At 74.2% G+C, this 11,619-nt stretch carries 9 protein-coding genes; all 9 read left to right on the top strand.

What is annotated here, in order from left to right:
• The 9 genes from OG989_RS29540 (at position 1) to OG989_RS29500 (ending at position 11,560) form a co-directional block, all read left to right on the top strand.
• Positions 1–1,563, top strand: coding sequence for a UDP-N-acetylmuramoyl-L-alanyl-D-glutamate--2,6-diaminopimelate ligase (locus tag OG989_RS29540; RefSeq protein WP_327029128.1), 1,563 nt, complete (start codon positions 1–3; stop codon positions 1,561–1,563).
• Positions 1,560–2,984 carry a UDP-N-acetylmuramoyl-tripeptide--D-alanyl-D-alanine ligase gene (locus OG989_RS29535; RefSeq protein ID WP_327029127.1) on the top strand — a complete coding sequence of 475 codons (1,425 nt, stop codon included), beginning with the start codon at positions 1,560–1,562 and terminating at the stop codon, positions 2,982–2,984. The genes OG989_RS29540 and OG989_RS29535 overlap by 4 nt, the downstream gene beginning before the upstream one ends.
• Positions 2,981–4,108, top strand: a complete 1,128-nt coding sequence (gene mraY / locus OG989_RS29530; protein WP_151457328.1) for a phospho-N-acetylmuramoyl-pentapeptide-transferase — start codon at positions 2,981–2,983, stop codon at positions 4,106–4,108. The genes OG989_RS29535 and mraY overlap by 4 nt, the downstream gene beginning before the upstream one ends.
• A 307-nt stretch (positions 4,109–4,415) precedes the next feature.
• A complete protein-coding gene (locus OG989_RS29525; RefSeq protein ID WP_327031258.1) occupies positions 4,416–5,828 on the top strand; it encodes an FtsW/RodA/SpoVE family cell cycle protein in 1,413 nt (470 codons plus the stop codon).
• Positions 5,828–6,934, top strand: a complete 1,107-nt coding sequence (gene murG / locus OG989_RS29520; protein WP_327029126.1) for an undecaprenyldiphospho-muramoylpentapeptide beta-N-acetylglucosaminyltransferase — start codon at positions 5,828–5,830, stop codon at positions 6,932–6,934. Before OG989_RS29525 ends, murG begins: the two co-directional genes overlap by 1 nt.
• A gap of 142 nt (positions 6,935–7,076) precedes the next feature.
• Positions 7,077–8,630 (top strand): UDP-N-acetylmuramate--L-alanine ligase, encoded by a 1,554-nt coding sequence (murC, locus tag OG989_RS29515; protein WP_327029125.1) that lies wholly within the window; start codon positions 7,077–7,079, stop codon positions 8,628–8,630.
• Positions 8,627–9,442 (top strand): cell division protein FtsQ/DivIB, encoded by an 816-nt coding sequence (locus OG989_RS29510; RefSeq protein ID WP_327029124.1) that lies wholly within the window; start codon positions 8,627–8,629, stop codon positions 9,440–9,442. Before murC ends, OG989_RS29510 begins: the two co-directional genes overlap by 4 nt.
• Before the next feature lie 246 nt (positions 9,443–9,688).
• Positions 9,689–10,804 carry a cell division protein FtsZ gene (ftsZ, locus tag OG989_RS29505; protein ID WP_132236307.1) on the top strand — a complete coding sequence of 372 codons (1,116 nt, stop codon included), beginning with the start codon at positions 9,689–9,691 and terminating at the stop codon, positions 10,802–10,804.
• A gap of 9 nt (positions 10,805–10,813) precedes the next feature.
• Complete coding sequence (locus OG989_RS29500; protein ID WP_327029123.1) at positions 10,814–11,560, top strand: YggS family pyridoxal phosphate-dependent enzyme; 747 nt, start codon at positions 10,814–10,816, stop codon at positions 11,558–11,560.
• Positions 11,561–11,619: the final 59 nt, after the last annotated feature.

The raw sequence follows: 11,619 nt of genomic DNA, 5'->3' as shown, positions 1-11,619 counted from the left end.
GTGCGGCCGGAACCGGACGACCGGGTAGGGTCTGACGCCGTGCCCGGCAATCCTCGTCCCCGTACCGTGATCGGTGTCCGGCTCGGCGACCTCGCCGCCCGGCTCGCCGTCGAGCCCCCGGAGGGCGCCGCCGAGCTGGTGGTGACCGGGGTGACCCACGCCAGCCAGGAGGTCCGCCCCGGCGACCTGTACGCGGCCCTGCCGGGCGCCCGCCGGCACGGGGCGGAGTTCGCCGCCGGTGCGGCGGCCGCCGGCGCGGTGGCCGTGCTGACCGACCCGGCGGGCGCCGACGCGGCGGCCGAGGCGGGCCTGCCGGCGCTGGTGGTGTCCGACCCGCGCGCCGCGCTGGGCACCCTCGCCGCAGCCGTCTACGGCGACCCGACCGAGGGACTGACGGTGATCGGGGTGACCGGGACGGCCGGCAAGACCTCGACGGCCTACCTGGTCGAGTCCGGCCTGCGCGCCGCCGGCCACACCACCGGCCTCATCGGCACCGTCGAGACCCGCCTCGGCGACCTGGCGATCGACAGCGTGCGCACCACGCCCGAGGCCACCGACCTGCACGCCATGCTGGCCGCCGCCCGCGAGCGCGGCGTCACCGCCGTGGTCATGGAGGTCTCCAGCCACGCCCTGGCGATGGGCCGCGTCGGCGGGGTCCGGTTCACCGTCGGCGGCTACACCAACTTCGGCTCCGACCACCTGGACTTCCACGCCGACACGGCGGACTACTTCGCCGCGAAGGCGCAGCTGTTCGACGGGCGCTGCGCGGTGGAGGTGCTCAACCACGACGACCCGGCGCTGAAGTCGCTGTACCGCCCGGCGACGGTCACCTACTCGGCGGCTGGCGACCCGAGCGCCACCTGGTGGGCCGACGAGGTCGGCGGCGAGGGCTACGCGCAGCGGTTCACCGCGCACGGCCCGGACGGGCTGACCGTGGCGGCCGGCGTGGCGCTGCCGGGCCGGCACAACGTGGCCAACGCGCTGCTGGCCATCGCCGTGCTGGTCGCCGCCGGGGTGGACCCGGAGACCGCCGCCGCCGGGGTCGCCGCGTGCGGCGGGGTCCCCGGCCGGCTGGAGCTGGTGAACGCCCCCGGCGCGGTGCGGGGCGTGGTCGACTACGCGCACAAGGCGGACGCGATCGTCGCCGCGCTGGCGGCGCTGCGGGAGCTCAGCGCGGGCCGGCTGATCTGCGTGATCGGTGCCGGCGGGGACCGGGACCGGGGCAAGCGGCCGGTGATGGGCGCCGCCGCGGCGGAGGGAGCCGACGTGGTGCTGGTGACCGACGACAACCCGCGCACCGAGGATCCGGCGGCGATCCGGGCCGAGGTGCTCGCCGGCGCCCGGCGCACCGGCACGACGGCGCGCGTCGAGGAGGTGGCCGACCGCCGGACGGCGATCGACGCGGCGGTCCGGCTGGCCGAGCCGGGCGACGTGGTCGCGGTGCTCGGCAAGGGCCACGAGCGCGGGCAGGAGATCGGTGGCGAGGTGCACCCGTTCGACGACCGCACCGAGCTGGCCGACGCGTTGCGCGCCCGCTTCGCCGACCCGGCGGGTCAGCGGTGATCCCGCTCAGCCTGGCCGAGGTCGCCTCGGCGGTCGACGGGCGGCTGGCCGACGCCGACCCGCAGGCCCGGGTCACCGGCCCGGTCGAGTTCGACTCGCGCAAGGTGCGCCCGGGCGCGCTCTTCGTCGCCTTTCCGGGCGAGAAGGTGGACGGGCACGACTACGCCGCCGGCGCGGTGGCGGCCGGCGCGGTGGCCGTACTCGGCACCCGGGAGGTGCCCGGCGTGCCGATGGTGCTGGTCGACGACGCGCTGGCCGCGCTGGGCCGGCTGGCCCGTGCGGTGGTCGACCGGCTGCCCGGGCTCACCGTCGTCGGGTTGACCGGCTCGTCGGGCAAGACCACCACCAAGGACCTGATCGCGCAGCTCACCGCGCGGCTCGGCCCGACCGTCGCCCCGCCCGGGTCGTTCAACAACGAGCTGGGGCACCCGTACACGGCGTTGCAGGCCGGGCCCGAGACCCGCTACCTGGTGATGGAGAAGGGCGCCCGGGGGGTGGGGCACGTGCGCTACCTCTGCGACGTGGTGCCGCCCCGGATCTCCGTGGTGCTCAACGTCGGGGTGGCGCACATCGGCGAGTTCGGCTCGGTGGAGACGATCGCGCTGGCGAAGGGTGAGCTGGTCGAGGCGTTGCCCGCCGACGGCCTGGCCGTGTTGAACGCCGACGACCCGCTGGTCGACGCGATGGCCTCGCGTACGGTCGCCCGGGTCGTCCGCTACGGCGAGGCGGCGCACGCCGACGTGCGGGCCGAGGACGTGACGCTGGACGACCGGGGGCGGCCCGCGTACACCCTGGTCACCCCGGAGGGGACCGCGCCGGTGCGGCTCGGGCTGACCGGCCGGCACCAGGTGTCCAACTCGCTCGCCGCCGCCGCGGTGGCCCGCGAACTGGGCATGCCGCTGGCCGAGCTGGCCACCGCGCTGGGCGCCATGGGGCTGGTCTCCACCCGTCGGATGGACGTCTTCGAACGCGCCGACGGGGTGACCGTGATCGACGACTCGTACAACGCCAATCCCGCCTCGATGGCGGTCGCGCTGCGCGCGCTGACCGGCATCGGGCGGGAGCGGCGCACCGTCGCGGTGCTGGGCTACATGGCCGAGCTGGGTCCCTTCGAACGCGACGGGCACGCCGAGGTCGGCCGGCTCGCGGCCGAACTGGGCGTCGACCGGCTGCTCGTGGTGGGCGAGCCGGCCGCGCCGATCCACGAAGGCGCGACATCGGTAGGTGACTGGGGAGGAGAGTCGGTGCTGCTCACCGATCAGGCGGCGGCCGTCGAGGTGCTGCGGAGCGAGTTACGGCCGGGCGACGTCGTCCTGGTGAAGGGCTCCCGGTACCGGACGTGGGAGGTGGCCGACGCGCTGCGCGCGGACGCCGCCGGCGACGGGACCAACCCGACGGGGACGGGGGGCGGCGCCGCATGAGGGCGGTCATCGTCGCCATCGGAGTGGCCTTCCTGGTCTCGCTGCTCGCCACCCCGCTCGCGATCAAGGTGTTCGCCCGGCTGAAGGCCGGCCAGCCGATCCGATCGAACCTCGGGCTCGCCAGCAACGAGGGCAAGAAGGGCACGCCGACGATGGGCGGCGTGGTGTTCATCCTGGCCACGGTCATCGCGTACGTGGCCGGCCACCTGGCGCTGACGACCCTGCCGGACGCGCAGATCGCCCAGGTCGAGCCGACCATCACCGCGCTGGTGCTGCTGGGGCTGATGGTCTTCTCCGGCGCGGTCGGCTTCATCGACGACTTCCTCAAGGTGCGCAAGCGGCACAGCGGCGGGCTCAACAAGCGCGGCAAGCTGCTCGGGCAGATCCTGGTCGGCGCGGTCTTCGGCGTCGTGGCGCTCTACTTCCCGAGCACCATGACCGACGCCTCGGGCGCGGTGACCAACACCGAGACCGTGGGCAGCACGACGCTCAGCTTCATCCGGGACATCCCGGCGCTCGACATCACCAAGATCGGCGCGGTGGTCCTCTTCATCTTCGTGGTGATGGCCACGACCAACGGCGTCAACCTCACCGACGGCCTCGACGGCCTGGCCACCGGCGCCTCGGTGATGGTCCTCGCCGCGTACGCGCTGATCGCCTTCTGGCAGTACCGGCACTGGTGCGCCGACCCGAACTACACCCAGGACTACTGCTACGCCGTGCGGGACCCGCTGGAGATCGCGCTGATCGCCGGCGCGGCGGCCGGGGCCTGCGTGGGCTTCCTGTGGTGGAACACCTCGCCGGCGCGGATCTTCATGGGCGACACGGGCGCGCTGGGCCTGGGCGGCCTGATCGCCGGCATGGCGATGTCCACCCGGACGATCCTGCTGCTGCCGATCATCGGTGGCCTCTTCGTGATCATCACGATGTCCGTGGTGATCCAGATCATCTCCTTCCGTACCACCGGCAAGCGGGTGTTCCGGATGTCGCCGTTGCAGCACCACTTCGAGCTCGCGGGGTGGAGCGAGGTCAACATTGTGGTCCGGTTCTGGATCATCGCCGGCATCGGCGTGGCCATCGCGCTGGGCCTGTTCTACAGCGAGTTCCTCGCCAACATGACCTGAGCCGGCCGGCAACTCCCGCCGCGGGGCCCGGGCGCGCGTCGCCCGGGCCCCGCGGCGTGTCCATCGCCGCGACGGCGTTCGCGCCGCGGCGCAAGCCCGACACGCCGACCGGGCGGTTGCGCCGGTGGCGGCCCGGCGGAACCGCCATGATGGTCGGGTGGGGGAGGGACGAGGCACAGAGGTCACGGCGGAGGGGACGTCCGGGCGGTCGGCGGGAGGCAGGCGTACGCGCGACGCGCCCGCCGCGACGCGGGGGCCGGACGATCCCGGTCCCCAGGTGCCGCGCGGGCTGGACCCGGTGGGCGGGCTGGCCGCGCTGCGCGGGCTGCTGGACCGGCCGCTGGCCTCCTACTACCTGCTGCTGTCCAGCGCCGGCCTGCTGCTGCTGATCGGCCTGACCATGGTCTTCTCCGCGACCAGCGTCCGGGACTACGCGGAGAACGGCAACGCCTCGACGTCCCTGGTCAAGCAGGCGATCTTCGCGGTGATCGGCATCGTCGCGTTCTGGGCGTGCCAGCGGCTGCCGGCGACGACCTACCGGACGCTGGGCCGGCCGCTGCTGTTCACCGCCATCGGCCTGCTGCTGCTGCTCAACCTGCTGCTCGCGTACGCCCGGCTGACGAACCAGGACTCCGCCCGGATCGGCCCGCTCGAGGCCCGGCTGCTCTGGCTCTTCGTCGGCGGCATCCAGGTGCAGCCCTCCGAGTTCGCGAAGTTCGCCCTGGTGCTCTGGGGGGCCCACGTGATCGCCCGCAAGGGCGCCGCGCTGGGCTGGTGGCGCGAGCTGGCCACCCCGCTCTTCCCCGTGGTCGGCCTGCTCTTCGTCCTCGTCGGCTACAACGACCTGGGCACCATGCTCTGCCTGCTGGCCCTGGTGGTGGGGCTGCTCTGGGCGGCCGGGGTGCGGATGCGGGTCTTCGCCGCGCTCTCCGCGGTGGGCCTGCTCGGCATCGGCGTGCTGGTCGCGGTGGCCTCGCTCGGCGCCGGCTCCGGCGAGACGGGCGAGAAGAACTACCGGCTGGCCCGGTTGACCGCCTTCATCAACCCGCCGCCGCCGGACCTGTGCAAGCTGGAGGACTGCTACCAGATCGCCCAGGCCCGGTACGCGATCGAGAACGGCGGGTGGTTCGGCGTCGGCCTCGGCAAGAGCATCGCCAAGTGGCAGTGGCTGCCGGCGGCGGAGAACGACTTCATCTTCGCCGTGGTCGCCGAGGAACTGGGCGTCGTCGGGTGCGTCGTGGTGGTGGCGCTCTTCGCCGTGCTGGCGTACACCGGGCTGCGGATCGCCCGCCGGGTCGAGGACCCGTTCCGCCGGCTCGCCGCCGCGGCGGCGACCACCTGGCTGGTCGGCCAGGCGGTGATCAACATCGGCGGGGTGGTCGGCCTGCTGCCGCTGACCGGTGTGCCGCTGCCGTTCATCTCCGACGGCGGCAGCGCCCTGGTCGTCACCCTCGCCGCCATCGGGATGCTCGCCTCCTTCGCCCGCGCCGAACCCGACGCCGCCAGAGCACTGCATGCCCGTCCGCCGGCCCGATGGGTCCGACTACTCTGGGCCCCGTTGCCGCCGCTTCCCGGGCGGCGCCGCCGTCCGGCGGCGCCCCCGGCTGCCCGAGGGTCCGTGCCCCGGTCGCGGGAGCGGCGGCCGGACGATGTGGCCGCACCGCGCGGTGTCCGGCTGGCCCGGACCCACCGCGGGTCGGCGGACGAGAGGAGACGTTGATGGGTCCGCTGCGTTCGGTGGTGCTCGCGGGAGGTGGCACCGGGGGGCACATCTACCCGCTGCTCGCCTTCGCCGACTGCCTGCGCCGACACGACCCCGGCGTCCGGATCACCTGCCTGGGGACACCGAAGGGCCTGGAGAACGAGCTGATCCCGCCGCAGGGCTACGACCTGCGGCAGATCCCGGCCTACCAGCTGCCCCGGTCGGTGAACATGAACCTGGTCAAGACCCCCGGCCGGATGTGGACCGCGGCCCGCGCCGCGGGCAAGGTCATCGACGAGGTGCGCGCCGACGTGGTGGTCGGCTTCGGCGGGTACGTCTCGGTGCCGGCCTACCTCGCCGCCTGGCGGCGCGAGCTGCCGATCGTGATCCACGAGGTCAACGTGCCGCCGGGGGTGGCGAACCGGCTGGGGATGAGGTTCACCCGCCACGTGGCGGCCGGCTTCCCGCACCAGCCCGCCCAGGCCGAGGCCCTGCGCGACGCGCGGGTCGTCGGCGTGCCGCTGCGCCGGGGCATCGCCGGGCTGGACCGCTTCGCCATGCGCAACGCCGCCAGGGCCCACTTCGGACTCCGTCCCGACCTGCCGGTGCTCTTCGTCGCCGGTGGCTCGCAGGGCGCCCGCTCGATCAACCTCGCGGTCGCCGGCGCGGCGAAGGAACTCGCCCGCAACGGGGTGCAGGTGCTGCACGTGATCGGCGCCCGCAACGAGCCGGTGCCGGTCCCCACCGACCTGCCGGTGCCGTACGTGACGCTGCCGTACCTGTCCGAGATGGAGGCCGGCTACGCCGCGGCGGACCTGATGCTCGGCCGGGGCGGGGCGATGACCTGCGCGGAGGTGGCGGCCATCGGGCTGCCCACCATCTACGTGCCGTACCCGCACAGCAACCAGGAGCAGAAGCGCAACGCGCTGCCCGTGGTGGAGGCCGGCGGCGGGCTGCTCGTCGACGACGCCGAGCTGACGCCGGACTGGGTCGAGCGGACGATCATCCCACTGATCCGCGACCCGCACCGGCTGCACGCGATGGGCTCCGCCGCCGCCGCGTACGGCCGCCGCGACGGCGACGAGGCACTGCTCAACTTCGTCCTGGAGGCGGTGGCCCCGTGAGCGCGAGGAGTGAGCTTGCGAGCCCCGCAGTCGCGAACGAAAGGCAGGCGCCCGTGAGCGCGAGGAGTGAGCTTGCGAGCCCCGCAGTCGCGAACGACGGTGGCCCCGTGACTGGGTGCACCGCGACGGGAAGGTACTCGGCATGAACACCGCACAGTTCACCCCGGCCGGCACGCTCACCGCCGAGGACCTGGGCACGATCCACCTGATCGGGGTGGGCGGGGTCGGCATGAGCGGGCTGGCCCGGCTCTTCCTGACCCGGGGCATCCGGGTCTCCGGCAGTGAGCTGCGGGAGTGGCCCTCCCTGGCCGGCATGCGCGCCCTCGGCGGCACGATCCACATGAGCCACGAGGCGTCCAACCTCGACGGCGTCGACACGGTCGTCTACTCCTCGGCGATCCCCCAGGACCACCTGGAGATGGTGGAGGCACGCCAGCGCGGCCTGCGCGTGCTGCACCGCTCCGAGGCGCTGGCCGCCGCGATGACGGGCCGCCGGACGGTGGCGGTCGCGGGCACCCACGGCAAGACCACCACCACCTCGATGGTCACCATGGTGCTCCAGCAGGCCGGGCAGGACCCGTCCTTCGTGATCGGCGGGGAGATCTCCGAGGTCGGCTCGGGCGCCCACCACGGCACGGGCGAGCACTTCGTGGTCGAGGCGGACGAGAGCGACCGCTCCTTCCTCATCTACCGCCCGTACGTGTCGATCATCACCAACGTCGAGGCCGACCACCTGAACACCTACGGCGACCTCGCCACGCTGGAGGCGGCCTTCGCCGAGTTCGCCCGGCTCACCGACCCGGACGGCTTCATCATCACCTGCGCCGACGACCCGGGCGGGCGGCGGCTGGCCGAGACGCTGCGCGCGGAGGGCCGCCGGGTGCACACCTACGGCGAGGCGGCGGACGCCGACCTGCGGCTGACCGACATCGCCTCGTCGGCCCGGGGCGTGCGCTACCTGGCGAGCATCGACGGGCGGTCGCTCGGCGAGTTCCGGCTGCCGGTGCCCGGGCGGCACATGGGGCTCAACAGCGCCTCGGCCGTGCTGACCGCGTACCTGCTGGGGCTGCCGCTGGAGGCGGCGGAGGGCGCGCTCGCGGCGTTCCCCGGCGTGCGGCGGCGCTTCGAGCGCAAGGGCGTCGCGGACGACGTGCTGGTCTACGACGAGTACGCCTACCACCCGACCTCGATGACGCTGGCGTTGCAGACGCTGCGCGAGGTGGCCGGCGACGGCCGGCTGGTCGTGGTCTTCCAGCCCTACCGGCTCTACCGCACCCGCGACCTCCAGGCGGAGATCGCCGAGTCGCTGGCCATCGCCGACGAGCTGGTGCTGCTGGAGGTCTTCGGCCCGGGCGAGCTGCGCGAGCCGGGGGAGGGATCGGCGGCGCTGATCGAGGCGGTGGCGTTGCCGGCGGAGCGGAAGGTCTTCGTGGACTCGTGGGAGGCCGCGCCGGTGGAGGTGGCCCGGCGGGCCCGCCCCGGCGACGTGGTGGTGACCATGGGCGCCCCGCCGATCTCGCTGATGGGGGACCAGCTGCTGGCCGTGCTCTCGGCGCGTACCACCGATCCGGCGGCGCCGGCGGGCACGACGCCCGGCGGCGGCGCCGGCGGGACGACGACCATCGGCGGCACCGTCCCCGGCGTCGGCGGTGCCGGCGGCGCGGTCGCGGACGGCGCGGCGCCCGCGGCCGGATGAGTCCCGGTCCGGCGCGGGGGCGCACCACCGGCGCGGACGGCGGCGGACGGCGCGGGCCGCAGCGGCGGTGGCAGCTGGTCCGGGCCGGCAGCGACGCGGTCCCCGCCTCGACCCGCCGGTTCATGGCCCGGGCCCGGCAGCGTCGGATGCGCGCGGCCCTGCCGTGGGCGGTCGCCGTGGGCGTGCTCGCGGTGGCCGGGCTGGTCGCCTGGACCCTGCTGGGCACCGGCCTGTTCGGGGTGCGCGAGGTCCGCGTCGAGGGCGCCGAGCTGGTCACGACGGTGCAGGTCCGCGATGCGGCCGCGGTGCCCGACGACGCCCCGCTGGCCCGGGTGGACCTGGCCGCCACCGCGCGGCGGGTCGGCGAGCTGCCGGCGGTCCAGCGGGCGGTGGTGACCCGGGACTGGCCGGACACGCTGGTCGTCCGGGTGACGGAGCGCACCGGCGTGGCGGCGGTGCCGCGCGGGGAGCAGTTCGTGGTGATCGACCGCGCGGGCGTGGTCTTCCGGAGTGTGCCGCGGCCGCCGGACGGCCTGCCGGTGGTCCGGCTCGCCGAGCCGGGCCCGGACGACGGGTCGACCCGGGCGGCGCTGGAGGTGCTCGGCGCGCTCACCCCGCAGCTGCGCGCCGAGCTGGTGGACGTGACCGTCGAGGGCCTGGCCCGGATCACGCTGCGGCTGCGCGGCGACCGGGTGGTGGTCTGGGGGGACGCGACCCGGGGCGCGGACAAGGCCCGGGTGGCCGGCGCCCTGCTCGACCGGAAGGCCGACACCATCGACGTCAGCGCGCCCGACGTGGTTACCCTGCGGTGACCGGCCGCGCAACCGGCGACGTGACCCGCCCCGCTCCGGCGGCGACACGCCGAGCGGGTCCTTGGCTCATCGCGTGAGGGCGCTTACGTTGCCCCGAAGGGGATCAGTGGTTGACATAGCAGTAAGCCTCTAGTAGAGGGTGAGGGTTCAACCCTGATCCTCGCTGGTGACAGCTGTCGTCGGCCGCTGGTCTGGCCAGGCCCTACCCGGTCGGCCCATGCCAATCTCGAAGGGAAAGGACCGGAGATGACACCTCCGCACAACTACCTGGCGGTCATCAAGGTCGTCGGCATCGGTGGCGGCGGCGTCAACGCCGTCAACCGGATGATCGAGGTTGGGCTCAAGGGCGTCGAGTTCATCGCGATCAACACCGACGCGCAGGCGCTGCTCATGAGCGACGCCGACGTGAAGCTCGACGTCGGCCGTGAGCTGACCCGCGGGCTCGGCGCCGGCGCCAACCCCGACGTCGGCAAGAACGCCGCCGAGGACCACCGCGACGAGATCGAGGAGGTGCTCAAGGGCGCCGACATGGTCTTCGTGACCTGCGGCGAGGGCGGCGGCACCGGCACCGGCGGCGCGCCCGTGGTGGCGAACATCGCCCGCAAGCTCGGCGCGCTGACCATCGGCGTGGTCACCCGGCCGTTCTCGTTCGAGGGCAAGCGTCGCCAGGTGCAGGCAGAGTCCGGAATAGACGAACTGCGCAACCAGTGCGACACGCTGATCGTCATCCCCAACGACCGGCTGCTGGCGCTCGGCGACCGCAACATCAGCATGATGGACGCGTTCCGCACCGCCGACCAGGTGCTGCTCTCCGGTGTCCAGGGCATCACCGACCTGATCACCACGCCGGGTCTGATCAACCTGGACTTCGCCGACGTGAAGAGCGTCATGAGCGGCGCGGGCAGCGCCCTCATGGGCATCGGCAGCGCGCGGGGCGAGAACCGTGCCGTCGAGGCGGCCGAGGCGGCCATCTCCAGCCCGCTGCTGGAGCAGAGCATGGACGGCGCGCGCGGCGTGCTGCTCTCCATCGCCGGTGGGTCGGACCTGGGCCTGTTCGAGATCAACGACGCGGCCCAGCTCGTCACCGACGCGGCCCACCCCGACGCCAACATCATCTTCGGCGCCGTCATCGACGACGCCCTCGGCGACGAGGTGCGGGTCACCGTCATCGCGGCGGGCTTCGACGGCGGCACGCCGGCGTACAAGGCGGCCGAGCCGCCCCGCAAGAGCAACCAGAACCAGCCGGCGCAGCCGAGCGCCCCGGTCGCGCCGCCGGCCACCATGCCGGCCCCGCAGCAGTCGCCCCGCCGGGTGCTCTTCGACGACGTCGACGTGCCCGACTTCCTCAAGAACGGTTCCTGAGTACCGCCGATGACCGACAGTCCAGCCACGGTGCGCCCGGACCGGCGCGCCGAGATCGCGGCCGGCCTGGGCCGCGTACGGTCCCGGATCGCGGACGCCTGTGCCGCCGCGGGTCGGGACGACTCCGAGGTCACCATGATCGCGGTGACCAAGACCTACCCGGCCGGGGACGTGGTGGCCCTGGCCGGGCTCGGCGTCGTCGACATGGGGGAGAACCGCGACCAGGAGGCGTCCGCCAAGTCGGCCGAGGTGGCCGCGGCGGGGGTGACGCCCCGGTGGCACTTCATCGGGCAGTTGCAGCGCAACAAGGCCCGGTCGGTGGTCCGCTACGCCGACGTCGTGCACTCGGTCGACAGTGTCCGGCTGGCGCGGGCACTGGACGCGGCGTCGGCGACGGCGCGGGACCGGCCGCTGGACGTGCTGGTCCAGGTGAGCATCGACGGCGACGCGGCCCGGGGCGGGGCGCTGCCCGGCTCGGCCGATCCGGGCGCCGGGCTCGGCGCGGTGGCCGAGGCGGTGGCCGGCGCGGAGGCGCTGCGACTGGCCGGCCTGATGGCGGTGGCGCCGCTGGGCTGGGAGCCGGAGCGGGCGTTCGCCCGGCTGGCCGAGGTGGCCGCCGGGTTCCGGACGGTCCACCCGGGAGCCGCCGCGCTCTCCGCCGGGATGAGCGGCGACCTGGAAATCGCGATCCGGTACGGCGCGACACATGTCCGCGTCGGCAGCGCGTTGCTCGGAATGCGTCCCACGCTGCGGTAGCCTGACCGCGGGAAGCAAATTACATCTGTGTTGTTTGGGGGAGCGGCATCCCGTTGTCG

The sequence above is a fragment of the Micromonospora sp. NBC_01740 genome (assembly GCF_035920365.1).
GTDB classification, from domain to species: domain Bacteria; phylum Actinomycetota; class Actinomycetes; order Mycobacteriales; family Micromonosporaceae; genus Micromonospora; species Micromonospora reichwaldensis.
This window is presented reverse-complemented; position numbering and strand designations above follow the sequence as displayed.